14 protein-coding genes, 1 tRNA gene and 1 rRNA gene are annotated in these 25,289 nt (G+C 70.9%); 13 read left to right on the top strand and 3 right to left on the bottom strand.

Annotation, left to right across the window (positions count from 1 at the left end):
- The first annotated feature begins 158 nt into the window (after window positions 1-158).
- From rrf to ACFVVO_RS06810, 3 genes are all read left to right on the top strand, one after another.
- Window positions 159-275: ribosomal RNA gene (gene rrf / locus ACFVVO_RS06820) — 5S ribosomal RNA — on the top strand.
- A gap of 114 nt (window positions 276-389) precedes the next feature.
- Window positions 390-1,052, top strand: a complete 663-nt coding sequence (locus ACFVVO_RS06815) for a DegT/DnrJ/EryC1/StrS family aminotransferase (RefSeq protein WP_390052370.1) — start codon at window positions 390-392, stop codon at window positions 1,050-1,052.
- 84 nt (window positions 1,053-1,136) lie between these two features.
- Window positions 1,137-1,209 (top strand) — tRNA-Thr (locus tag ACFVVO_RS06810).
- 38 nt (window positions 1,210-1,247) lie between these two features.
- Here the strand turns inward: ACFVVO_RS06810 and ACFVVO_RS06805 are convergent.
- A complete protein-coding gene (locus tag ACFVVO_RS06805) occupies window positions 1,248-4,007 on the bottom strand; it encodes a SpoIIE family protein phosphatase (RefSeq protein WP_390052327.1) in 2,760 nt (919 codons plus the stop codon).
- A 411-nt stretch (window positions 4,008-4,418) separates the two neighbouring features.
- Here ACFVVO_RS06805 and ACFVVO_RS06800 point away from each other — a divergent pair, with 411 nt between their 5' ends.
- From ACFVVO_RS06800 to ACFVVO_RS06755, 10 genes are all read left to right on the top strand, one after another.
- Window positions 4,419-9,878, top strand: a complete 5,460-nt coding sequence (locus ACFVVO_RS06800; RefSeq protein ID WP_390052326.1) for a HAMP domain-containing protein — start codon at window positions 4,419-4,421, stop codon at window positions 9,876-9,878.
- A gap of 285 nt (window positions 9,879-10,163) precedes the next feature.
- Window positions 10,164-10,844 carry a two-component system response regulator gene (locus tag ACFVVO_RS06795; RefSeq protein ID WP_390052324.1) on the top strand — a complete coding sequence of 227 codons (681 nt, stop codon included), beginning with the start codon at window positions 10,164-10,166 and terminating at the stop codon, window positions 10,842-10,844.
- Window positions 10,845-10,968: 124 nt separating this feature from the next.
- Window positions 10,969-13,716, top strand: coding sequence for a DNA translocase FtsK (locus ACFVVO_RS06790; protein WP_390052322.1), 2,748 nt, complete (start codon window positions 10,969-10,971; stop codon window positions 13,714-13,716).
- A gap of 279 nt (window positions 13,717-13,995) precedes the next feature.
- The gene (locus ACFVVO_RS06785) at window positions 13,996-14,838 is read left to right on the top strand and encodes a helix-turn-helix domain-containing protein (RefSeq protein ID WP_390052321.1); all 843 of its coding nucleotides are present in this window, start codon (window positions 13,996-13,998) and stop codon (window positions 14,836-14,838) included.
- 91 nt (window positions 14,839-14,929) lie between these two features.
- Window positions 14,930-16,402: a 30S ribosomal protein S12 methylthiotransferase RimO gene (gene rimO, locus ACFVVO_RS06780; RefSeq protein WP_390052319.1), complete on the top strand. Its 1,473-nt coding sequence runs from the start codon at window positions 14,930-14,932 to the stop codon at window positions 16,400-16,402.
- Window positions 16,399-17,178, top strand: a complete 780-nt coding sequence (pgsA, locus tag ACFVVO_RS06775) for a CDP-diacylglycerol--glycerol-3-phosphate 3-phosphatidyltransferase (RefSeq protein ID WP_390052317.1) — start codon at window positions 16,399-16,401, stop codon at window positions 17,176-17,178. Before rimO ends, pgsA begins: the two co-directional genes overlap by 4 nt.
- Complete coding sequence (locus tag ACFVVO_RS06770) at window positions 17,175-17,720, top strand: CinA family protein (RefSeq protein WP_390052316.1); 546 nt, start codon at window positions 17,175-17,177, stop codon at window positions 17,718-17,720. Before pgsA ends, ACFVVO_RS06770 begins: the two co-directional genes overlap by 4 nt.
- Before the next feature lie 109 nt (window positions 17,721-17,829).
- A complete protein-coding gene (locus ACFVVO_RS06765; protein ID WP_390052314.1) occupies window positions 17,830-18,204 on the top strand; it encodes a helix-turn-helix domain-containing protein in 375 nt (124 codons plus the stop codon).
- Window positions 18,205-18,401: 197 nt separating this feature from the next.
- Window positions 18,402-18,872 (top strand): Dps family protein, encoded by a 471-nt coding sequence (locus tag ACFVVO_RS06760; protein ID WP_390052313.1) that lies wholly within the window; start codon window positions 18,402-18,404, stop codon window positions 18,870-18,872.
- Window positions 18,873-18,997: 125 nt separating this feature from the next.
- Complete coding sequence (locus ACFVVO_RS06755; RefSeq protein ID WP_390052311.1) at window positions 18,998-19,330, top strand: hypothetical protein; 333 nt, start codon at window positions 18,998-19,000, stop codon at window positions 19,328-19,330.
- 11 nt (window positions 19,331-19,341) lie between these two features.
- Here ACFVVO_RS06755 and ACFVVO_RS06750 read toward each other — a convergent pair whose 3' ends face one another.
- Together ACFVVO_RS06750 and ACFVVO_RS06745 are read right to left on the bottom strand one after the other, a co-directional pair.
- Window positions 19,342-20,193: an Fpg/Nei family DNA glycosylase gene (locus ACFVVO_RS06750; RefSeq protein WP_390052309.1), complete on the bottom strand. Its 852-nt coding sequence runs from the start codon at window positions 20,191-20,193 to the stop codon at window positions 19,342-19,344.
- A gap of 64 nt (window positions 20,194-20,257) precedes the next feature.
- A complete protein-coding gene (locus tag ACFVVO_RS06745) occupies window positions 20,258-25,273 on the bottom strand; it encodes an ATP-dependent helicase (protein WP_390052308.1) in 5,016 nt (1,671 codons plus the stop codon).
- Between the last annotated feature and the right edge of the window lie 16 nt (window positions 25,274-25,289).

The raw sequence follows: 25,289 nt of genomic DNA, 5'->3' as shown, positions 1-25,289 counted from the left end.
GGTTGATAGGCCGGATCTGGAAGCCAGGTAACTGGTGGAGGTGACCGGTACTAATAGGCCGAGGGCTTGTCCTCAGTTGCTCGCGTCCACTGTGTTGGTTCTGAAACCACGAACAGCCCCATGTGCCACACATGGTTCGGTTGTCAGTTTCATAGTGTTTCGGTGGTCATAGCGTGAGGGAAACGCCCGGTTACATTTCGAACCCGGAAGCTAAGCCTCACAGCGCCGATGGTACTGCAGGGGGGACCCTGTGGGAGAGTAGGACGCCGCCGAACAAATTTTGAAAGGGTTGGACCCCGAACTTCGGTTCCGGGTCCAACCCTTTTTTGTTATACGTAACTTCGAGTTCACGTTCCACGCTCAGCATCAGAGCCATGGGTACTGCTGCAATGCTCAGGGCGGCCGGCGTAGGAGCCGGTGACGAGGTCGTCGTACCGGCCTTCGGGAACGTCGAAGTGGCCGAGGCCGTGACGCGGGCGGGTGCGCTCCCGGTGTTCGCCGACATAGATCCGGCCGGCTACTGCCTCGACACGTCAGCCGTGGAGGCGGCCATAACTCCGAGCACGGCGAGCATAGTTGTCGTGCACCGTTTCGGACGGCGCGCGGACATCGCGCGGTTGCACGAGCTCGGGCAGCGGCACGGGCTGCTCGTGCTGGAGCAGGGGGAGTCCGAGGCGCCGTACGACGAGATGGCGCAGCGCAGGGAGCGGGCCGCCTATCTCGACGCCAAGTTGAAAGGCGTGCGGACGCCGGACGGCGGTCCCGGGCACACCTACCAGCAGTACGTGGTGCGGGTGCCGGGCAACGGCCGGCCGGACCGCGACGCCTTCGCACGCGCCCTTCGGGCCAGGGGAATCGAGTGCCGTGTCCCCGTGAAGACTCCCGTGCACCGGCTCCCGGAGTTCCGGCGCTGTGTCACGCTGCCGGAGACCGAGCGGGCCGCGGACGAGACGCTCGCCCTGCCGGTGGACGCTTCGCTCACCAAGCGGGAGATGCAGCGGATCGTCTCCGCCTGCAACGCACTCGGAGGACTGCTTCAGCCCGCCTTCTGAACGTACGCCGAAGGAGTTTGGGAACTCGGGCCTGTTCAGGGTATGGTTTTCTTGTTGCAGCGAGGGAAACCTCGAAAGCGACAGGCCCCTATAGCTCAGTCGGTAGAGCGTCTCCATGGTAAGGAGAAGGTCAACGGTTCGATTCCGTTTGGGGGCTCCGACAGAAAGGCCCCGCCCATTCGGGCGGGGCCTTTCTCATGCCTCCTGGTGGGGTTCCGGCACTCGCATGGCCAGAATCGCCATGTCGTCGGACGGGGCGTCCGAGGCGAAGCGTTCCACCGCGCGCATGATGCGCGCGGCCACCGCGCCCGCCGTGAGGCCCGTGCACGTGGTGAGGACGTCGGCGAGGCCGTCGTCGCCCAGCATGCGGGTGCCCTCCCGGCGTTCGGTGACGCCGTCCGTGACGCAGAGCAGGACGTCACCGGGGTCGAGGGTGACCGTCTCCTCGTACAGCTCCAGGTCCTCGATGACACCGAGCAGCGGCTGGGGTTCGGCCGACGGGACCACCGTGCCGTCCTGCCGCAGCCGCAGCGGGAGCGGGTGGCCGGCGCAGACGACCTTCAGCTCGGCGCTGCCGTCCTCCTGCGGCCGCATCTCGCCGTAGAGCAGCGTGAGGAAGCGGCTGCGGTCGCCCTCGTCGAGGATGGCCGAGTTCAGCCGCTCCAGCACCGCCGGGCCGGAGAGGCCCTCCCTCGCCAGCAGGCGCAGCGCGTGCCGGGCCAGGCCGGTGACCGCCGCCGCGTTCGGGCCCGTGCCGCAGACGTCGCCGATGGCGAAGCCGTAGGCGCCGTTGCCGATGGGGAAGAGGTCGTAGAAGTCGCCGCCGACCTCGTTGCCCTCGCCGGCCGCGCGGTAGATGACCTCGACCTCGACGCCGTCGATCTGCGGCAGGCCGGGCGGGAGCAGGCTGCGCTGGAGGGCCTGGCTGATGGCCGTGCGCTCCGAGTACAGACGGGCGTTGTCCAGGGCGAGTGCGGCCCGGCGGGACAAGTCCTCGGCCAGTTCCAGGATTTCCTGGCGGAAGTGCTCGTCGGTCGGCTTGCCGAGGGTCAGCATGCCGATGACGCGGTTGCGGGCGACCAGCGGCAGGACGACCGTCTCGCCGCCGACCGCGGAGGCCGTGGCCAGGGTCGGGCCGATGCCCGAGGCGGCCTGGTGCGTGGGGCCACCCGCCAGTCCGAGGCTGCGCATGGAACTGCGCAGGGCCGCCTGGTGGGCGACCTCGCCGGGCGCGGACCAGATCCGGGCACCGGGCGTCGGCACCGGGTCGGGGGCCGGGAGCTTCGACAGCAGCGACTTGATGCCGTCGATGAGGTCCTCGTCCTCGTGCAGCACGTACGACAGATACGGCTCCGAGGCCTGGTCGGCGATCGTGTAGACCGCGCACCAGGTCGCGAGGGTCGGCACCGTCATCTGCGCCATCAGGGCCAGGGTCTGGTCGCGGTCCAGGGTGCCGGCCAGCAGGTCGGAGGCCTCGACCAGGAAGCTCAGGGAGCCGCGGCGCAGCCGCTCCAGCTCGCCCAGCCGGGCCGACTCGACGGCCAGCGCGATGCGGTCGGCGGCGAACTGCAGGCGCAGTGCCTCCTCGTTCGAGTACCGGCCGGGTGCCTCGGCGGCGACACCGAGGGAGCCCGTCAGACGGCCCTCGACCTTCAGCGGGACCGTGACCACCGAGCGCATGCCGGTTCCGGACAGCAGCGGCACCGCTCCGGGGACGGCGGTGAGGTCGTCGTGGACGGCGGGCATGCGCGCGGAGCCGTAGCGGCCGGGGCCGGCCTCGACGGGCACGCGGGCGAAGCGCTGGCGGGCGGAGGGCAGGCCGGTGGAGGCGCGGACCTCGAGCTCGGTCTCGTCGTCGGTCGCGAGCAGCAGGAACGCGGAGTCGCCGTCGAGCATGTCGCGGGCCCGCTCCACCGTGCGCTGCAGCAGGCCGTCCAGGTCATCGGGGGCGGGGGAGCCGATGAACACCTCGAACGGGTCGGTGCTCTGCCCGTCGGAGGCCGACGTCTGGTCGCCGGCGGGACCGCGCGGCGGCGTCTGCAGGACGGCGCGCTCGTGATCGCGTACCAGGAGGCACACGGTGGACGGCTCACCGCCGGTGTCGCGGACCCGCAGGTGGGAGGCGTACACCGGGGCGACCCGGCCGTCGGCGCGGCGGATGCCGTAGCTGCCCTCCCAGCGGGAGAGTCGCAGGGCCTCGGCGATGCCGGTGCCGGTGCCCGGGGTGTGCGGCCAGGCCGCGAGGTCGGTGAGGGGCTTGCCGACGACCTCGCTCGCCAGGTGCCCGAACAGTTCCTCCGCGTCCTCGTTCCAAGCGCTGATGGAGCCCTTCCGGTCGACCTGGAGGACCGCTACGCGGATCCGGCCGTCGGCCAGCGGGAGCAGGTCGGCGGGGATCAAGGGGCCGGCGGTGCGGGTGCCGACCGGACGTTCGGGCAGGTCGAGGTGGAACCAGACGTTCTTGTGGGTGGGCGTGTAGTCCACACCCCAGCGGGTCGCCAGGGCCGCGCACAGCTGCAGGCCACGGCCGCCCTCGCGGTCGGGGTTGCCCATCGCGGCGTGGGCGCTCTGCACGGGCAGCTCACGCTCGGGGTAGCGGTCGGAGACCTCGACGCGCACGCCGTCCTCGGTGCGCAGGCACAGCACCTCCGCGTGCGTACCGGCGTGCACCACCGCGTTGGTCACGAGTTCGCTGGTGAGAACCACCGCGTCGTCGATGATGTCGGCGAAACCCCAGCCCTGGAGGGTGTCGCGGACGAAGGACCGGGCGGTCGCCACCGATCGTCCGACGGGCTCGAAGCTGGCGGCCGCGCGCGCGGTGATCACAAAACTCCTCAGCCTGTTGTCGGCGGACAGGGCTGCTGGGCCGACCGGCTCGCGCCGCTGCTGCGGCATCAGCTCGCCCGTCGGCCGTGGCTCCGGGGATGGTCCCCCGGGGATCAGTCCGGTGGTCATGTTCTGCGGCCGCCCCTCCGATGCCCGCTCGTTCTGGTGCCACCGCCCAGGCCGGACGGACCGGTGCGGCTGGACAGCCGCATGCAAGGTTACTTACCTTCGCCGTCCGAGCGGATGCCGGTCGCCGTTGTTTAACCCCCCAGGGTGTGTGCGGACGATGTGCGAAGCTGCCGAACTGTTATGGCCTGGTTCGGCCGGGGTGAAACACTGGGCAAGCTTCTGATGAAGGTCCGGTCAGTTTGAGTGTGTTCCGTGCACGGTGGGCAGCAGCCCCTGGTGTGTCCGGAGCTCCTCTGGCAGAAATACCGAGCGGTAACGGGTACGCGGAAGCAACCGGTATGCCGGGGAGCGGCACACCGGACGATGTGACCGAGCACGGCAGTAACGGTCTACCCCTTCGGGAGGGACACAGTGGAGTCTGGCGCAGCGACGCGGGGCACGAAGGCGCGCGCGAAGGGCGGACAGTCCCTGGGCAGGGGCGGCGGCACCACCGTCGTGGACACGGCTGCCCTGAACCGGCTGCAGGCGGCTCTGGTCGCCATGCGCGACGGGAACTTCCGCAAGAGGCTCACGGTGTCCGGGGACGGCGTGATGTCGGAGATCGCCGCGGTCTTCAACGAGGTGGCCGACCGCAACCTGCACCTGACCGGTGAGCTGTCGCGCGTGCGGCGCATGGTGGGGCGTGAGGGAAAACTCACGGAACGGCTGGAGACGGGGGCCTGCGAGGGCTCGTGGGCGACCGCCGTCGACAACTCCAACGCGCTGGTCGACGACCTGGTGTGGCCCGTCTCGGATGTCAGCCGGGTCCTGACGGCGGTCGCGGAGGGTGATCTGTCGCCGCGGATGGATCTGCGCACGCAGGCGCCGGACGGCACCGGGCATCCCCTGCGCGGCGAGTTCCTGAAGGTCGGCCGTACGGTCAACAACCTGGTCGACCAGTTGTCGACGTTCACCGACGAGGTCACTCGCGTGGCCAGCGAGGTCGGCACCGAGGGCAAGCTCGGCGGCCAGGCCCGGGTGCGCGGGCTGTCCGGTTCGTGGAAGGACCTCACGGACTCGGTCAACACGATGGCGTCCCGGCTGACGGCCCAGGTGCGGGACATCGCCCTGGTGACCACCGCGGTCGCCAAGGGTGATCTGTCGCGGAAGGTCACCGTTCACGTGGCCGGCGAGATGCTGGAGCTGAAGAACACCGTCAACACGATGGTGGACCAGCTCTCCGCCTTCTCCTCGGAGGTGACGCGGGTCGCGCGGGAGGTCGGCACCGACGGCATCCTCGGCGGCCAGGCGCATGTGCCGGGTGTGGACGGCACGTGGAAGGAACTCACCGATTCGGTGAACCTGATGGCCGGCAATCTGACGGCCCAGGTGCGCGGGATCGCCCAGGTCACCACGGCGGTGGCCAACGGTGATCTGTCGCAGAAAGTGACGGTTCCGGCGCGGGGCGAGGTCGCGCAGCTCGCCGAGACGATCAACCAGATGACCGAGACGCTGCGGATCTTCGCGGACGAGGTCACGCGCGTGGCCAACGAGGTCGGCGCCGAGGGCCGGTTGGGCGGTCAGGCGACGGTGCCGGGTGTCGCCGGTACCTGGAAGGACCTGACTGACTCCGTCAACACGGTGTTCCGGAACCTGACGACGCAAGTGCGCGACATCGCCGCGGTGACGACCGCCGTGGCCAGCGGTGACCTGTCGCAGAAGGTCACGGTGGACGTGGCCGGCGAGATGCTGGAGCTGAAGAACACCGTCAACACGATGGTGGACCAGCTGTCGGCGTTCGGTGCCGAAGTGACGCGGGTCGCGCGGGAGGTCGGTGTCGAGGGTGAGCTGGGCGGTCAGGCGCAGGTGCCGGGCGCGGCCGGTACCTGGAAGGACCTGACGGACTCCGTCAACACGGCGTTCCGCAACCTGACCGGACAGGTGCGCAACATCGCCCAGGTGACCACGGCGGTGGCCAACGGCGACCTCTCCCAGAAGGTCACCGTGGACGTCTCCGGTGAGATGCTCCAGCTGAAGAACACCGTGAACACGATGGTGGACCAGCTGTCGAGCTTCGCCGACCAGGTGACGCGGATGGCCCGGGACGTGGGCACCGAGGGCCGGCTCGGCGGGCAGGCCCGGGTGGACGGGGTGTCGGGCACCTGGAAGGAGCTCACCGACTCCGTCAACTCGATGGCGTCCAACCTGACCGGTCAGGTGCGAAACATCGCGCAGGTGACTACGGCCGTGGCGCGCGGTGATCTCTCGCAGAAGATCGACGTCGACGCGCGCGGGGAGATCCTCGAGCTGAAGAACACCATCAACACGATGGTCGACCAGCTCTCCGCCTTCGCCGACCAGGTGACCCGGGTCGCCCGGGACGTGGGCACCGAGGGCCGCCTCGGCGGTCAGGCGCAGGTGCCGGGCGTGGCCGGTGTGTGGCGGGACCTGACGGATTCCGTGAACGGCATGGCCGGCAACCTCACCGCCCAGGTGCGCAACATCGCCCAGGTGGCCACGGCGGTGGCCCGCGGTGACCTCTCCCAGAAGATCACCGTGGACGCGCGCGGGGAGATCCTGGAGCTGAAGAACACGCTGAACACGATGGTCGACCAGCTGTCGTCGTTCGCCCAGGAGGTCACGCGCGTGGCCCGTGAGGTGGGCACCGAGGGGATGCTGGGCGGTCAGGCGGAGGTCCAGGGCGTCTCGGGCACCTGGAAGGACCTCACGCAGTCCGTGAACTTCATGGCGAACAACCTGACCATCCAGGTGCGCAACATCGCCGAGGTCACGACCGCCGTCGCCAAGGGCGATCTGTCGAAGAAGATCACCGTTGACGCGAAGGGCGAGATCCTCGAGCTCGTCACGACGGTCAACACGATGGTGGACCAGCTGTCGAGCTTCGCCGAGCAAGTGACCCGGGTGGCCCGAGAGGTGGGCACCGAGGGCATCCTGGGCGGTCAGGCGCACGTACCGGGTGTCACCGGCATCTGGAAGGACCTGAGCAACAACGTCAACCTGATGGCCAACAACCTGACCATGCAGGTGCGGAACATCTCCCAGGTGGCGGCCGCGGTCGCCAACGGTGACCTGACGCGGCAGGTGACCATCGAGGCGAGCGGTGAGGTCGCGCAGCTCGCCGACACCTTCAACACCATGGTGCGGACGCTGAGTTCGTTCGCCGACCAGGTCACCAAGGTGGCCCGTGAGGTGGGTACGGACGGCATCCTGGGCGGCCAGGCGCACGTGCCGGGTGTGGCCGGCACCTGGAAGGACCTCACCGAGTCCGTGAACCAGATGGCGTCCAACCTGACCGGTCAGGTGCGCAACATCGCCATGGTCACCACGGCCATCGCCAAGGGTGACCTGACGAAGAAGATCGACATCGATGCCCGGGGCGAGATCCTCGAGCTGAAGACGACGATCAACACGATGGTCGATCAGCTGTCCAGCTTCGCCGAGGAGGTCACCCGGGTCGCCCGTGAGGTGGGTACCGAGGGGCAGCTCGGCGGTCAGGCACGCGTGCGTGACGTCGACGGCACCTGGCGGGACCTGACGGAGTCGGTGAACGAGATGGCCGGGAACCTGACCCGGCAGGTGCGTGCCATCGCGCGCGTGGCGACCGCGGTGACCCGCGGCGACCTGAACCTGAAGATCGACGTCGACGCCTCCGGCGAGATCCAGGAACTGCAGGACTACATCAACAAGATGATCGCCAACCTGCGCGACACCACGATCGCCAACAAGGAGCAGGACTGGCTGAAGGGCAACCTGGCCCGTATCTCCGCGCTGATGCAGGGGCGCCGGGACCTGGCGGACGTGGCCTCGCTGATCATGAGCGAGCTGACGCCGGTGGTCTCCGCGCAGCACGGCGCGTTCTTCCTGACGATGCCGCTCATGGAGGGCCAGGACCTCGGCGCCGACGCCGAGGACCACTACGAGCTGCGGATGCTCGGCTCGTACGGCTACTCGATGGGCTCCATGCCGACGTCGTTCCGGCCGGGTGAGGGGCTGATCGGCACGGCTGCCCAGGAGAAGCGCACGATCCTGGTGGAGAACGCGCCCAGCGGCTATCTGAAGATCTCCTCGGGGCTCGGTGAGGCCCCGCCCGCGCAGGTGATCGTGCTGCCGGTGCTCTTCGAGGGCAAGGTGCTCGGCGTGATCGAGCTGGCGTCGTTCACGCCGTTCACGCAGATCCAGAAGGACTTCCTCAACCAGATCGCCGAGATGATCGCGACCAGCGTCAACACCATCTCGGTGAACACCAAGACCGAGCTGCTGCTGAAGCAGTCGCAGGAGCTGACCGAGCAACTGCGGGAGCGGTCGGCCGAGTTGGAGAACCGGCAGAAGGCGCTGCAGGCGTCCAACGCCGAACTGGAGGAGAAGGCCGAGCTGCTGGCCCGGCAGAACCGGGACATCGAGGTGAAGAACACCGAGATCGAGGAGGCCCGGCAGGTCCTGGAGGAGCGTGCCGAGCAGCTCGCGGTGTCGATGCGCTACAAGAGCGAGTTCCTCGCCAACATGTCGCACGAGCTGCGTACTCCGCTCAACTCCCTGCTGATTCTGGCCAAGTTGCTCGCCGACAACGCCGAGGGCAATCTCTCCCCGAAGCAGGTCGAGTTCGCCGAGACGATCCACGGCGCCGGTTCCGATCTGCTGCAGCTGATCAACGACATCCTGGACCTGTCGAAGGTCGAGGCGGGCAAGATGGACGTCTCCCCGACGCGCATCGCGCTCGTCCAGCTCGTGGACTACGTGGAGGCGACCTTCCGGCCGCTGACCGCGGAGAAGGGCCTGGACCTGTCCGTGCGGGTCTCCCCGGAGCTGCCGGCCACCCTGCACACCGACGAGCAGCGGCTGCTGCAGGTGCTGCGCAACCTGCTGTCCAACGCGGTGAAGTTCACCGACTCCGGTTCGGTGGAACTGGTGATCCGGCCCGCCGGCGCCGATGTGCCCCAGATCATCCGGGAGCAGATGCTGGAGGCCGGTTCGCTGACCAATCCGGACGCCGGCCTGATCGCGTTCTCGGTGACCGACACGGGGATCGGCATCGCGGCCAGCAAGATGCGGGTGATCTTCGAGGCGTTCAAGCAGGCGGACGGCACGACCAGCCGCAAGTACGGCGGCACCGGTCTCGGTCTGTCGATCTCGCGGGAGATCGCACAGCTGCTCGGCGGTGAGATCTACGCACAGAGCGAACCGGGCCGCGGCTCGACGTTCACGCTGTACCTGCCGGTGCACCCGAGCGAGTTGCCGCCGCAGGGCTACCAGCAGTCCGTGCAGGCGCTGGAGGCCGGTGAGCTGCTCGCCTCCGAGGGCCGGCCGGACGCGGATCTGTCGGCGGCGGAGATCGAGACGCCGGCGGAGGTGAAGTCGTACCGGGAGACGCAGAACGGGGCCGCCGCGCTCTTCAGGCGCCGCCGCCGGAGCCTGCCGCCGCCCGAGCACCGGCCGGAGCAGTGGATCACGGTCGCCGAGCAGGAGAGCACCCCGCAGCCGGCCCGCGCGGTGCGGTTCGGGGGCGAGAAGGTGCTGATCGTCGACGACGACATCCGCAACGTGTTCGCGCTCACCAGCGTGCTGGAGCAGCACGGGCTGTCGGTGCTGTACGCGGAGAACGGCCGTGAGGGCATCGAGGTGCTGGAGCAGCACGATGATGTGGCGGTGGTGCTGATGGACATCATGATGCCGGAGATGGACGGGTACGCGACGACCACGGCGATCCGCAGGATGCCGCAGTTCGCCGGGCTGCCGATCATCGCGCTGACCGCGAAGGCGATGAAGGGCGACCGGGAGAAGGCGATCGAGTCGGGTGCCTACGACTACGTGACGAAGCCGGTCGATCCGGACCATCTGCTGGCGGTCATGCGGCAGTGGATGGGCGAGCGGTGACGGGCCCGCGGGAGCGGATGTGAACGCGGCGGGAACCTTGGGTGTGCACGCGGAGTTGTCGGAGTGCGGGGTGCCGGGCCGTGTGCCGGGTTGTGTGGGAATCCCGGATTCCGGGAACCTTCAGGTCACTCATGGCGTTTCCGTTACGTGCACAGTGACATCGCGGTGACAGGGTGTGGCGACGGGCAGGGTGCGGCTACGATGACCGGCACAAGGACGGGCGGCGAAACGGAGTCGTCCCCTGGGGCGGCGCCCGGTGTACCGCCGGGGCGAGGAGGGCGGGCCATGGTGCAGAAGGCCAAGATCCTCCTGGTCGATGACCGGCCGGAGAATCTGCTGGCGCTGGAGGCCATCCTCTCTGCGCTCGATCAGACGCTGGTGCGGGCATCGTCCGGGGAGGAAGCGCTCAAGGCACTGCTCACGGACGACTTCGCGGTCATTCTGCTGGATGTCCAGATGCCGGGCATGGACGGATTCGAGACTGCCGCGCACATCAAGCGGCGGGAGCGGACCCGGGACATCCCGATCATCTTCCTCACGGCGATCAACCACGGCCCGCACCACACCTTCCGGGGTTACGCGGCGGGGGCGGTGGACTACATCTCCAAGCCGTTCGACCCGTGGGTGCTGCGGGCGAAGGTCTCCGTGTTCGTCGAGCTGTACATGAAGAACTGCCAGCTGCGGGAGCAGGCGGCGCTGCTGCGGCTGCAGTTGGAGGGCGGCGGCAAGGGCGCGGTCGGAGGCAAGGAGTCCGCGGGGCTGCTCGCCGAGCTGTCCGCGCGTCTGGCGGCCGTCGAGGAGCAGGCCGAGGCGCTGTCGAAGCAGTTGGACGACGAGTCCGCGGACGCCGCCGCGGTGGCCACGGCCGCCCATCTGGAGCGGAAACTGACGGGACTGCGGCGGGCGCTGGACGCCCTGGAGCCGGGCACGGGCAGCGACAGCCAGTCGGTGCCGACGCAGAACTGACGTCCGTCGGGAAGGCAGTTGCCCATGAGCGTGCGTCAGTTCCGCGCCTCGGCAGGGGCGACACGAACGGGTGAAGCAGTGGGCACACGTGTCCGCTGTCGTCTCCCCCGGTAATCTCACACCCATGGCCTCACGTCCCTCCGCAGCCAAGAAGCCGCCCGCCAAGAAGGCGGCCGCTCCCGCTAAGGCTGCGGCAAGGAAGGCCGCCGCGAAAAAGGCCCCGGCCAAGAAGGCGCCCGCCAGGAGGGCCCCGGCGAAGAAGGCCGTGCCGCCCAGGCCGGCTCCGAGCCCCACGGGGGGCGTGTACCGGCTCGTGCGCGCTCTCTGGCTCGGCCTCGCGCACGCCGTCGGCGCCGTCTTCCGCGGCATAGGGCAGGGCGCGAAGAACCTCGACCCGGCCCACCGCAAGGACGGCGTCGCGCTGCTGCTCTTCGCTCTCGCGCTGATCGTCGCCGCCGGTACCTGGGCCGACCTGCGCGGCCCCGTCGGCGATTTGGTGGAGATCCTGGTCACCGGCGCCTTCGGGCGGCTCGATCTGCTGGTGCCGATACTGCTCGCGGCGATCGCGGTCCGCTTCATGCGGCACCCGGAGCAGCCGGAAGCCAACGGCCGGATCGTGATCGGCCTGTCCGCCCTGGTCATCGGCGTCCTCGGGCAGGTCCACATCGCCTGTGGGGCGCCCGCCCGCAGCTCCGGCATGCAGGCCATAAGGGATGCCGGCGGCCTCATCGGCTGGGCGGCGGCGACCCCGTTGACGTACACCATGACCGAGATGCTCGCCGTACCGCTGCTGGTGCTGCTGACGATCTTCGGGCTGCTCGTGGTGACCGCCACGCCGGTCAACGCCATCCCGCAGCGCCTGCGCGCGCTCGGCGTGCGCCTCGGCCTGCTGTCCGATCCGCGGGAGTTCGAGGCCACCGGGGACGACGAACGGTACGACGAACAATGGCGCGAGGCGCTGCCCGCGCGCCCCCGCGGGCGCCGGAGCGCCCCACAGGCGTACGACCCCGAGGAAGCCGAGGAGGACGCGCTCTCGCAGCGCCGCGGCCGCCCGAGGCGCTCCGCGGTGCCGCAACCCGATCCGCGGCGCCGGATGGACGCCGTGGACGTCGCGTCGGCCGCCGCGGCCGCGCTCGACGGTGCCGTCATGCACGGCATGCCGCCGTCCCCGGTCGTCGCCGACCTCACCCAGGGCGTGAGCGTGGGCGAGCGCGAGGACACCACCCCGGTGCCCACGCCCGTGCCCGCGCCGGACCGGGTGCCGGTCCCGACGCCGGTCCCGGCCGCCCGCCCCAAGCAGGAGACGCCCACCGGCGGCGTCCCCGACCTGACCAAGAAAGCCCCTGACGAGCCCCGCGACCTGCCCGCGCGCGCGGAGCAGCTCCAGCTGTCCGGCGACATCACCTACGCGCTGCCGTCGCTCGACCTGCTCACCCGGGGCGGCCCCGGCAAGGTGCGGAGCGCCGCCAACGACGCGGTCGTCGCCTCGCTCACCCAGGTCTTCACCGAGTTCAAGGTCGACGCGGCCGTCACCGGCTTCACCCGCGGTCCGACGGTCACCCGCTACGAGGTCGAGCTCGGCCCCGCAGTGAAGGTCGAGCGGATCACCGCGCTGACGAAGAACATCGCGTACGCCGTCGCCAGCCCCGATGTGCGGATCATCAGCCCCATCCCCGGCAAGTCGGCGGTCGGCATCGAGATCCCGAACACCGACCGGGAGATGGTCAACCTCGGTGACGTGCTGCGCCTCGCGGAGTCCGCCGAGGACGACGACCCGATGCTGGTCGCCTTCGGCAAGGACGTCGAGGGCGGGTACGTGATGCACTCGCTGGCGAAGATGCCGCACATGCTGGTCGCGGGCGCCACCGGCTCCGGCAAGTCGTCCTGCATCAACTGCCTGATCACCTCGGTCATGATGCGGGCGACCCCGGAGGACGTCCGGATGATCCTCGTCGACCCCAAGCGCGTGGAACTGACCGCCTACGAGGGCATCCCGCATCTGATCACGCCGATCATCACCAACCCCAAGCGGGCCGCCGAGGCCCTGCAGTGGGTGGTGCGCGAGATGGACCTGCGCTACGACGACCTCGCCGCCTACGGCTACCGGCACATCGACGACTTCAACCGAGCCGTCCGCGAGGGCAAGGTCAAGCCGCCGGAGGGCAGCGAGCGCGAGCTCCAGCCGTACCCGTACCTGCTGGTGATCGTGGACGAGCTGGCCGACCTGATGATGGTCGCCCCGCGGGACGTCGAGGACTCCATCGTGCGCATCACGCAGCTCGCGCGCGCGGCCGGCATCCACCTGGTGCTCGCCACCCAGCGCCCGTCGGTGGACGTGGTCACCGGCCTGATCAAGGCGAACGTGCCCTCCCGGCTGGCGTTCGCCACCTCCTCGCTCGCCGACTCCCGGGTCATCCTCGACCAGCCCGGCGCCGAGAAGCTGATCGGCAAGGGCGACGGCCTCTTCCTGCCGATGGGCGCGAACAAGCCCACGCGTATGCAGGGCGCGTTCGTGACCGAGGCCGAGGTCGCGCTCGTCGTGCAGCACTGCAAGGACCAGATGGCGCCCGTCTTCCGCGACGACGTCACCGTGGGCACCAAGCAGAAGAAGGACATCGACGAGGACATCGGCGACGACCTCGACCTGCTGTGCCAGGCGGCCGAGCTGGTCGTCTCCACCCAGTTCGGGTCGACGTCCATGCTGCAGCGCAAGCTCCGGGTCGGCTTCGCCAAGGCGGGACGGCTCATGGACCTGATGGAGTCCCGCAACATCGTGGGACCGAGCGAGGGTTCGAAGGCGCGTGACGTTCTCGTGAAACCCGACGAGCTGGACGGCGTACTCGCGGTGATCCGTGGGGAGACGGACGGGTAGGACAGCGGGCCGCCTGGCGTGTCGGGGTTACGCCGGGTGGCGGCAGCGCCGTGATCCACCCGTTAGGGAGCGGCGAGCAACCGTTTCCCCTCGCTGTACGTCAAGTTGAGCGAAAGGACCGGTGCGGATCCCGTCCTGGGGTATGTGTCTGTCCCACCATCGGGTTGTCGGGCCATACCGATGGCGTACAAAGCCCCTCCGCCCGGTCGCCCCACCCTTTCGTACCCGCCTAGACTGAACCTCCAGCACAGGTGGCTCACACGCTCGAAAGGCGCCCCCGTGTCCATCGGCAACTCCCCTGAAGACGAGCGTCCGTTCCACGACGTGTCCGAGGAAGCCCGTCCCTCCGTCGGCCGTGCCCTGCGGCAGGCGCGCATCGCGGCCGGCCTCACGGTCGACGACGTCAGCAGCGCCACTCGTGTCCGTATCGCCATCGTGCACGCCATCGAGGCGGACGACTTCGCCCCCTGCGGCGGTGACGTGTACGCGCGCGGGCACATCCGCACGCTGGCCAGGGCCGTGCGTGTCGACCCCGCCCCGTTGATCGCGCAGTACGACGCCGAGCACGGCGGGCGGCCCGCGCCCACCCCGGCCGCGCCGATGTTCGAGGCGGAACGCATCCGCCCCGAGCGCCGGGGGCCCAACTGGACCGCTGCCATGGTCGCCGCGATCGTCGCCGTCGTCGGTTTCGTCGGGTTCACCGCGTTCAAGGGCGGTGACGGCGGTAACGACGCCAAGTCGCAGGTCGCCGAGGGGGCCTCGCCCAAGCCCGGCAAGTCGTCCTCGCCCACGCCCAAGAAGGACAAGCCCGCCGCGCCGTCGTCCGAGCCGTCCGACAGTGCCATCGCCGCCGCGCCGCAGGACAAGGTCACCGTCCAGGTCAGCGCGCCGAACGGGCGCAGCTGGATCTCCGCCAAGGACCACAACGGCCGGATGCTCTTCGACGGGCTGCTGAAGAAGGGCGAGTCCAAGACCTTCCAGGACAGCTCCAAGATCAATCTGATCCTCGGTGACGCCGGCGCGATCGAGCTGTACGTCAACGGCAAGAAGATCGAGGACGACTTCCGGCCGGGCGCCGTGGAGCGTCTCACGTACACGAAGGGCGACCCCGAGGCCGGATAAGCGCAGACGGGGCACGGATGTGACGGGGTTGGCCAAGATCGGCCAACCCCGTCGACGTGGGGTGTCAGCCAGACAAAGTAGTCTTGAGCCCATGCCTGAACGCCGTACCGTCGCACTCGTCACTCTTGGCTGCGCCCGTAACGAGGTGGACTCGGAGGAGCTCGCAGGCCGTTTGGAGGCGGACGGCTGGCAGCTCGTCGAGGACGCCGCGGACGCCGATGTCGCCGTGGTCAACACCTGTGGTTTCGTCGAGGCCGCCAAGAAGGACTCCGTCGACGCCCTTCTGGAGGCCAACGACCTCAAGGACCATGGCAGAACCCAGGCCGTGGTGGCGGTGGGCTGCATGGCCGAGCGGTACGGCAACGAACTGGCCGCGGCGCTGCCCGAGGCCGACGGCGTGCTCGGCTTCGACGACTACGCCGACATCTCCGACCGCCTGCAGACCATCCTCTCCGGCGGCGTCCACGCCGCGCACACCCCGCGCGACCGCCGCAAGCTGCTGCCGATCAGCCCCGCCGAGCGGCAGGATTCCGCCGCCGCCGTGGCGCTGCCCGGCCACGGCCCGGCCGACCTCCCGGAGGGCGTCTCGCCCGCCTCCGGCCCCCGCGCGCCCCTGCGCCGCCGTCTGGACGGTTCGCCGGTCGCCTCGGTCAAGCTCGCCTCCGGCTGCGACCGGCGCTGCTCCTTCTGCGCCATCCCCTCCTTCCGCGGTTCCTTCATCTCCCGCCGCCCGAGCGACGTGCTGAACGAGACCCGCTGGCTGGCCGAGCAGGGGGTGAAGGAGATCATGCTGGTCTCCGAGAACAACACCTCCTACGGCAAGGACCTGGGCGACATCCGCCTGCTGGAGTCCCTGCTGCCCGAGCTGGCGGAGGTCGACGGCCTCGAGCGGGTCCGCGTGAGCTACCTGCAGCCGGCCGAGATGCGCCCCGGCCTGATCGACGTCCTGACCTCCACCCCGAAGGTCGTCCCCTACTTCGACCTGTCCTTCCAGCACTCCGCGCCCGGCGTGCTGCGCGCCATGCGCCGCTTCGGCGACACCGACCGCTTCCTGGAGCTGCTGGACACCATCCGCGGCAAGGCCCCGCAGGCCGGCGTGCGCTCCAACTTCATCGTCGGCTTCCCCGGCGAGAGCGAGGCCGACCTGGCCGAACTGGAGCGCTTCCTCAACGGCGCCCGCCTGGACGCCATCGGTGTCTTCGGCTACTCCGACGAGGAGGGCACGGAGGCGGCCACGTACGACGACAAGCTCGACGAGGACGTCGTCGCCGAGCGCCTCGCCCGCGTCTCCCGGCTGGCCGAGGAACTCGTCTCCCAGCGCGCCGAGGAGCGCCTCGGGGAGACCGTGCACGTCCTCGTGGAGTCCGTCGACGGGGAGGACGGGGTGTACGGCCGGGCCGCGCACCAGGCCCCGGAGACCGACGGCCAGGTGCTGCTCACGAGCGGCGAGGGCCTGAGGGTGGGACGTATGGTCGAGGCGAAGGTGGTCGGCACGGAAGGTGTCGACCTGGTCGCCGAGCCGCTGGCGGGCTCGCCGTCGTGCAGTGAGGAGGCGGGCAGATGACCGGAGTCCCGGCATCCGCCGCGGGCGGCTCCACCGGTGCGCAGGGCGCCCGGGGTTCGGCCGCCGCTGCCGACGGCGCTGCTTCCGAGGTCTCCGGCTCCGTTGCCCGTTCTCCCGCTCCGGCCCCCGGCCCGGAGGGCGGTGCGCGTCCCGCACGCGGTGGGAAACTGACCGCGGCGGCCGTCAACCAGGCCAGCGTGTGGAACGTCGCCAATCTGCTGACGATGCTGCGGCTGCTCCTGGTGCCCGGCTTCGTGGCGCTGATGCTGGCGGACGGCGGCTACGACCCGGCTTGGCGCTCGCTCGCCTGGGCGGCCTTCGCCGTCGCCATGATCACCGACCTCTTCGACGGGCATCTGGCGCGCACCTACAACCTGGTCACCGACTTCGGGAAGATCGCCGACCCCATCGCCGACAAGGCGATCATGGGTGCGGCGCTCATCTGTCTGTCGGCCCTGGGCGATCTGCCGTGGTGGGTCACCATCGTGATCCTGGGCCGGGAACTCGGCATCACACTGCTGCGTTTTCTCGTCATTCGCTACGGCGTGATCCCCGCGAGCCGGGGCGGCAAGCTCAAGACGCTCATCCAGGGCGTCGCCGTCGGGATGTACGTCCTGGCGCTGACGGGGTGGCTGGCCACCCTGAGGTTCTGGGTGATGGCCGTGGCGGTCGTGCTCACCGTCGTCACCGGCCTCGACTACGTGAGACAGGCCATTGTGCTGCGCCGGCGGGGAATCGCCGAGCGCGCGGCGGCGTTGGAGGAGAAGGAAGCGTGAGTTCCCCGGCCACCGAACTGGTCCGACTACTGACCGTGAGGGGCGAGAGCCTCGCCGTCGCGGAGTCGCTCACCGGTGGAATGGTGGCGGCGGAGATCACGGCCGTCCCCGGGGCCTCCAAGGTCTTCCGCGGTTCGGTCACCGCCTACGCCACCGAGCTGAAGCGGGAACTGCTGGGGGTCGACGCCACCCTGCTGGCGGAGCGCGGAGCGGTGGATCCGCAGGTGGCGGCAGAGATGGCGGCCGGGATACGCAGGGCTTTGGGTGCCGACTGGGGCCTCGCGACGACCGGAGTCGCCGGGCCCGACCCACAGGACGGCCAGCCCGTGGGAACGGTCTTCGTCGCCGTCGACGGGCCGCTCACCACTCGCCCGGGTTCTGCCGGTCGCGGAAAAGTGGAGGCGCTGCGGTTGAACGGCGACCGTGCGGAAATTCGTATGGAGAGTGTACGGAGCGTACTCGCACTGCTTCTGAAGGAGCTTGCGGGCGAACAGACCGGGAATGAGCGGGCACAGGATACGGAACGGAACGGGGGGTTTTGATGTTTGCAGCCCTGAGTGAACACGACATCGCTCCCCGCACGGCCGCGGCGCAAGGCGGTACGGTGGGGCGAGAAGGATGCGGCTACGCGGTCCGAGGAGGGAGCCACCGATGATTCTGCTCCGTCGCCTGCTGGGTGACGTGCTGCGTCGGCAGCGCCAACGCCAGGGCCGTACTCTGCGCGAAGTCTCCTCGTCCGCCCGAGTCTCACTCGGCTATCTCTCCGAGGTGGAGCGGGGGCAGAAGGAGGCTTCCTCCGAGCTGCTCTCCGCCATCTGCGACGCGCTGGACGTACGGATGTCGGAACTCATGCGGGAAGTGAGCGACGAGCTGGCGCTCGCGGAACTGGCCCAGTCCGCCGCGGCCACCGAGCCTGTGCCCACGCCGGTCCGTCCGATGCTGGGTCCCGTGTCGGTGACCGGTGTGCCACCGGAACGGGTGACCATCAAGGCGCCCGCCGAGGCGGTGGACGTGGTCGCCGCGTGATGTCCGCGAGCACGGCCTGACCACCCGATACGTGTGAAGCCCTGACCGGGCCTCTCCAGGCAGACCCTGGGAAGCCCGGCCGGGGCTTTGTTCTGTCCGCGTGGTCCGCGTCCGTGACTGCGCCCGTTTGCCGGTACCCGGTGCGGCGGTCATCGTGGAGGTGACGTGACCGGAGCCGAACCCACCGGAGGAAGCGGATGTACGTCGTGAAGAGCCCGCTGCCCGACGAGGCGCTGAAGACCGTGTCCGAGGCCTTGCAGGGCGCCCTGGTGGACCTGGTCGACCTCTCGCTGGTCGCCAAGCAGATCCACTGGAACGTCGTCGGGCCCCGCTTCCGGTCCATCCACCTCCAGCTCGACGAGGTCGTCGCCTCCGCGCGCACGCACTCCGACACGGTGGCCGAGCGGGCCTCGGCCCTCGGCGTCCCACCGGACGGCCGCGCGCCCACGGTCGCCGCCAGCAGCGGCATCGGCACCACTCCGGCCGGCTGGATCAAGGACGCCGACGCGATCCGGGCGATGGTCGGCGCGCTGGGCGCGGTGATCACGCGGATGCGCGAGCGGGTGGCGGCGACCGGCGAGCCCGATCCGGTCTCCCAGGACATCTTCATCGGGATCACCGCCGACCTGGAGAAGCACCACTGGATGTTCCAGGCGGAGAACGCGTGAGGAGCCGCCCTGGGCCGGTCACTCCGCGGCGGATCGCCTGTCCGGTGTCCTTGCGTCAGTGAGCCCTCGGTGCGCCTCCCGCGCGGGTCGGGCGGTGCTCCGGCGTCCGGCTGGAGGTGGCGGCCATGGTGAGGCGGGTGGTGCGCTGGGGAACCGCTCTCGGGCTGGGCGCCGTGTGGTGGTGGGCCATACTCCGGATCGCCCTGGGGCAGGGCGCGGGCCTGCTCGAAGGAGCCGTCGCCATCGGTGGCTGGGGGCTCAGCGTTCTGCCGGTGCACTGCGTGTCCAAGGGACGGGCGGCGGACGCCGTGGCGGCGGGACGGTGGACGGCCGCCTGGCGTGCGGGGAGTGTCATCACGGCAGCGACGGGCCCCTGTTCGGGGGGCGCGGATCAGGTCCGGCGCGACGGCGCCGATCGGGATGCCGCACCGGCCGACCTCGGTGACGGGCGTTTCTGACGGAGCGTCGATCAGTTGGACGGCGACCGGCGGGGATAGCGCTCACGCCAAGCCTGGGCTGTGCCCCGCGCCGGCGCCGGGCCCGCCTGGCAGTTCGGGCACCAGTAGGTGGGGCGTTCCTGGTAGCCGTCGCCCTGGTCGGCGACCCGGATCGAGGTGCGGCAGCGCAGGCACGGACGCGGGGCGCGGCCATACACGAAGAGATCCTGCCGGTGCAGGCCCGTGGTCTGCCGGACCGGGCGGTCGCGATTGCTCTCCAGCAGCTTCCTGGCGAGTCCGATCAGCTTGGCGGCACGGTCCGCCGGCAGGGCGCCGACCGGCAGCCAGGGGGTCGCGCCGAGCAGGAAGCAGAGCTCGCACTTGTAGACGTTGCCGATGCCGGCCAGATTGCGCTGGTCGAGCAGGGCCTCGCCGAGAGGGCGGCCGGGGTCGGCGAGCAGGTTGGTGAGGGCGAGCTCGGGGTTCCAGTCCGGGCCGAGCAGGTCGGGGCCGAGGTGGCCGACGGCCTGCTCCTCCTCGCCGGTGCGCAGGAGCTCCAGCAGCGGGAGGCGGTAGCCGACGGCCGTGCGGTCGGTGGTGCCGAGGATGACCCGGATCTGGTGGGCCGGGCCGCCGCGCCAGCGCTCGCCGGTGCCGAACACCTTCCAGGCGCCCTCCATGCGCAGATGCGTGTGCAGGGTCAGGCCGCCCTCGAAGCGGGTGAGCAGGTGCTTGCCGCGCGCGATCGTGCTCAGCACCGCGCGGCCGGTGAGGTCGACCGTCGCGTACTGCGGTACCCGGAAGTCGCTGCGGATCAGCACCTTGCCCGCGAGGGCCTCGTGCAGCCGCTTCGCGGCCTGCCAGACCGTGTCACCTTCGGGCATGCGTCAAGGGTGCCACGGACGGGTGATGTGTGGTGGTGCGCGCGGGTCGTGACGGCTGTCGTGTTCAGGCGCGCAGGCGCAGGCCGCGCGGGGTCGCGATGAATCCAACTCCTTCCAGCAGGGCGCCCAGGGGAGAGGTCAGGGCCTGGGCGCCGTTGATCCGCTCGACCGTGATCGTGCCGAGGGAGCCCGCGCGGGCGGCCGAGGCCAGGGCCTGGGCGGCGGTGCGCAGGCGCGGGTCGTCGCCGGCGGCCGCGTCCGGGTCGGCGGGCCAGGCCAGCAAAGTCTTGCCGCCGCGTTCCATGTACAGCGTCAGCTCGCCCTCCACCAGCACCACGAGCGAACCGGCCTTGCGGCCCGGCTTGTGTCCTGCTCCGGTCGGCGGTTCGGGCCAGGGAAGGGCCGCGCCGTAGGCGCTGGCGGGGTCGGCCGCGGCGAGGACGGCGGCGCGCGGGTCGGGGGAGTCGGGCCGACCGCGGCGGTCGCCGAAGTCGCGGTTCCCGTACGGGCCGTAAGCGGAAGTGCCGCCTCTGGGGCCGCCGTAGCCAGGGGTGGTGAAGGGGTCTGCCGTGCGGTCGCGCGGGGAGACGTACTCGTCGGCGGCGGGGCTGTTGTTCTCGGGTGGCCAGGAGAAGCCGCCGTCACCCGGCCGTGCCGCTTCGTCCGGCGGCCAGGTGAAGTCGCCGTCGAGGCCCGGATGAGCCAGTCCGCCGTCGGCCTGTTGGAAGCCGCCAGGAGTGGTGTGACCGGCGGTGTTCCGGTCCGGGACGGCGTGCCCGTCGGCGGGGAAGGGCGAGGTGCCGGGGTCGCCGCCGAAGCCGTTGGGCAGGCCCTGGCCGCGTTCGCGGGCGTTGAAGGCCGCGCGGAGGCGGTCGACCGCGCCGTCCATCGCGAACTGGGCGGCGCCCAGCCCCTCGACCACATAACCCCGCCTGGCCTGCCCGCTGTCCTCGAAGGCGGACAGCACGCGATACACCGCGGAGAAGCCGCCCTCGACGCCCTCGGCGGCCACCGCTCCCCGGGTGACCACGCCGTGCCGGTCGAGGAGGGTGCGGGCCAGCGCGTGCGCGCGCACCGTGGCGTCCGGTTCCGACGCGGGAAGGAGGGACCAGCGGCCGGCCACCGTCGGCGGGCCGGTGCGCGAGGCGGCGCGGGCCGCGGCGGTCAGGGAGCCGTAACGGCCGCGCGGGACGGTGCGCTTGGCGCGGTGGGCCGTCGAGCCCGCGGTACGGCCGGAGCCGAGCAGGGCACGCATCGGGGTGAGGGTGTCGTTGGTGAGCCGTCCCGACCAGGCCAGATCCCACAGGGCGTCGGCCAGTTGGGGATCGCCGGCCTCGGGGTGCGTGGTGGCGCGCACCTGGTCGGCGATCTGGCGGAAGAACAGGCCGTAGCCGCCGGAAAGGGTGTCCAGCACCGACTGGTGAAGTGCCGTCAGCTCGAGTGGGTGCGGCTGGGGCAGCAGCAGCGGGGCCGCGTCCGCCATGTACAAGGAGACCCAGCCGTCCTTGCCGGGCAGGGCGCCCGCCCCGGCCCACACGACCTCGCCGGCCGCGGTGAGTTCGTCGAGCATCGAGGGCGTGTAACCGGCGACGCGTGAGGGCAGGACCAGCTTCTCCAGCGCCGAGGCGGGCACGGAGGCGCCCTGCAACTGCTCGATGGCACGCACCAGTCCGTCGACGCCGCGCAGCTCGTAGCCCTTGCCGATGTGCTGCCACTGCGGCAGGAACTGGGCTAGCGCGGCGGGTGGCACGGGCTCCAGCTCGTGACGCAGGGCTGCCAGGGAACGGCGGCGCAGCCGGCGCAGTACGGCCGCGTCGCACCACTCCTGGCCGATGCCCGCCGGGTGGAACTCGCCCTGGACGACACGGCCGGCCGCGGCCAGCCGCTGCAGGGCGCCCTCGGTGACCGCCACGCCCAGACCGAAGCGGGCCGCCGCCGTGGCCGACGTGAAGGGGCCGTGGGTGCGGGCGTACCGCGCGAGGAGGTCGCCGAGCGGGTCCTTGACCGGTTCCGTGAAGGCCTCGGGGACGCCCACGGGCAGCGCCGTGCCGAGGGCGTCCCGCAGGCGGCCCGCGTCCTCCACGGCCGCCCAGTGGTCGGTGCCGGCGATGCGCACCCGGATGGCCCGGCGGGCGGCGGTCAGCTCCCGCGCCCACTGCGGCTCGGCGCCCCGTTCGGCCAGCTCGGCGTCGGTCAGCGGGCCGAGCAGCCGCAGGAGGTCGGCGACCCCCTCGACGTCCTTGACCCGGCGGTCCTCCGTCAGCCACCGCAGCTCGCGCTCCAGCTCGGTCAGCACGTCGGCGTCGAGCAGTTCGCGCAGCTCCGCCTGCCCCAGCAGCTCGGCCAGCAGCCGGGAGTCCAGGGAGAGCGCGGCCGCGCGGCGCTCGGCGAGCGGCGAGTCGCCCTCGTAGAGGAACTGGGCGACGTAGCCGAAGAGGAGGGAGCGGGCGAAGGGGGAGGGCTCGGGGGTGGTGACCTCGACCAGGCGGACCTTGCGGGACTCGATGTCGCCCATCAGCTCGACGAGGCCGGGGACGTCGAAGACGTCCTGTAGGCATTCGCGGATCGCCTCCAGGACGATCGGGAACGAGCCGAACTCGCTCGCCACCTGGAGCAGTTGGGCGGCCCGCTGGCGCTGTTGCCACAGCGGGGTGCGCTTTCCCGGGCTGCGGCGCGGCAGCAGCAGCGCGCGGGCGGCGCATTCGCGGAACCGGGAGGCGAACAGGGCGGAGCTGCCGACCTGGTCGGTGACGATCTGGTCGACCTCGCCCTTGTCGAAGGCGACGTCCGCGGCGCCGATCGGGGCCTGCTCGCTGTCGTACTCGGCGCCGCCCTTCATCGGTTCCTGGTCGAGCAGGTCCAGGCCCATCAGGTCGGCGTCCGGCAGGCGCAGCACGATGCCGTCGTCGGCGTGCATGACCTGCGCGTCCATGCCGTACCGCTCGGACAGACGGGCGCCCAGGGCGAGGGCCCAGGGGGCGTGGACCTGAGCGCCGAAGGGGGAGTGGACGACGACCCGCCAGTCGCCCAGCTCGTCGCGGAAGCGCTCGACCACGATCGTGCGGTCGTCCGGGACATGCCCGCAGGCCTCGCGCTGTTCGCTCAGGTAGGACAGGACGTTGTCCACCGCCCAGGCGTCCAGGCCCGCGCTGAGCAGGCGCTGCCGGGCGTCGTCCTTCGACAGCGAGCCCATCTCGCGTAGGAACGCGCCCACCGCACGGCCCAGTTCGAGCGGACGGCCCAGCTGGTCGCCCTTCCAGAAGGGCAGCCGGCCCGGCACACCCGGCGCGGGCGAGACCAGGACACGGTCGCGCGTGATGTCCTCGATGCGCCACGAACTGGTGCCCAGCGTGAAGACGTCCCCCACCCGGGACTCGTACACCATCTCCTCGTCGAGCTCGCCGACCCGGCCGCCGCCCTTCTTGGGGTCGGAACCGGCGAGGAAGACCCCGAAGAGGCCCCGGTCGGGGATCGTGCCGCCGGACGTGACCGCGAGACGCTGGGCGCCCGGGCGGCCGGTGATCGTGCCGGCCACGCGGTCCCACACCACGCGCGGGCGCAGCTCCGCGAACGCGTCGGACGGATAGCGGCCCGCGAGCATGTCCAGGGTCGCGGTGAACGCCGACTCGGGGAGCGAGGCGAAGGGAGCCGCGCGGCGGATCATGGTCAGCAGGTCGTCGAACTGCCAGGTGTCCAGCGCCGTCATGGCGACGAGCTGCTGGGCGAGCACGTCCAGCGGGTTGGCGGGGACCCGCAGGGACTCGATGGAGCCGGAGCGCATCCGCTCGGTGACCACGGCGGACTGGACCAGGTCGCCCCGGTACTTGGGGAAGACCACGCCGGTGGAGACGGCGCCCACCTGGTGGCCGGCCCGGCCGACGCGCTGGAGCCCGGAGGCCACCGAGGGCGGGGACTCCACCTGGACGACGAGGTCGACCGCGCCCATGTCGATGCCCAGCTCCAGACTGGAGGTGGCGACCACGGCGGGCAGCCGGCCCGCCTTCAGGTCCTCCTCGACGAGCGCGCGCTGCTCCTTGGAGACCGAGCCGTGGTGCGCGCGGGCGATCACCGGGGGTGCGCCGTGGGCCGCCCCCGAACCGCCCATCAGCTCGGCCGGCGAGTGATGCTCGTCCAGGGACTCGCCGGTCGCCCGCTCGTAGGCGATCTCGTTGAGCCGGTTGCACAGCCGCTCGGCCAGGCGTCGCGAGTTCGCGAACACGATCGTGGACCGGTGTGCCTGCACCAGGTCGGTGATCCGCTCCTCGACGTGCGGCCAGATGGAGGGCCGCTCGGCCCCGTCGCCGCTGTCGGCCGGCGGGGAGCCGCCCAGCTCGCCCATGTCCTCCACCGGGACGACCACGGACAGGTCGAACTCCTTGCCGGACTCCGGCTGGACGATCTCCACCTTGCGGCGGGGCGAGAGATAGCGGGCCACCTCGTCCACCGGACGCACCGTCGCCGACAGCCCGATCCGGCGGGCGGGCCTCGGCAGCAGTTCGTCCAGCCGTTCCAGGGACAGCGCGAGGTGAGCGCCGCGCTTGGTGCCCGCGACCGCGTGCACCTCGTCCAGGATCACCGTCTCGATGCCCGTCAGCGCGTCGCGCGTGGCCGAGGTCAGCATCAGGAACAGCGACTCGGGGGTCGTGATCAGGATGTCCGGCGGGCGCGTGGACAGGGCGCGGCGCTCGGCGGCCGGGGTGTCGCCGGAACGGATGCCGACCTTCACCTCGGGCTCGGGCCGGCCGAGGCGCACGGACTCCTGGCGGATGCCGGTCAACGGGCTGCGCAGGTTCCGCTCGACGTCGACCGCGAGTGCCTTCAGCGGGGACACGTACAGCACCCGGCAGCGCTTCTTCGGGTCGGCCGGAGGAGGTGTCGAGGCCAGCTGGTCCAGCGCGGCGAGGAACGCGGCCAGCGTCTTGCCCGAGCCGGTGGGGGCCACCACCAGCACGTCCGAGCCCGCGCCGATGGCCTGCCAGGCGCCCGCCTGGGCCGCGGTGGGCGCGGAGAACGCCCCCGTGAACCAGCCGCGGGTCGCGGGCGAGAAGCCGTCGAGGGCTCGGTGTGCGGAGCTGACCATGCCCTCCATCCTGCAC

The sequence above is a fragment of the Streptomyces sp. NPDC058145 genome (genome assembly GCF_042884245.1).
Classification (GTDB): Bacteria; Actinomycetota; Actinomycetes; order Streptomycetales; family Streptomycetaceae; genus Streptomyces.
The sequence above is the reverse complement of the archived record's forward strand: the minus strand, read 5'-3'. Positions and strand labels throughout refer to the sequence as shown.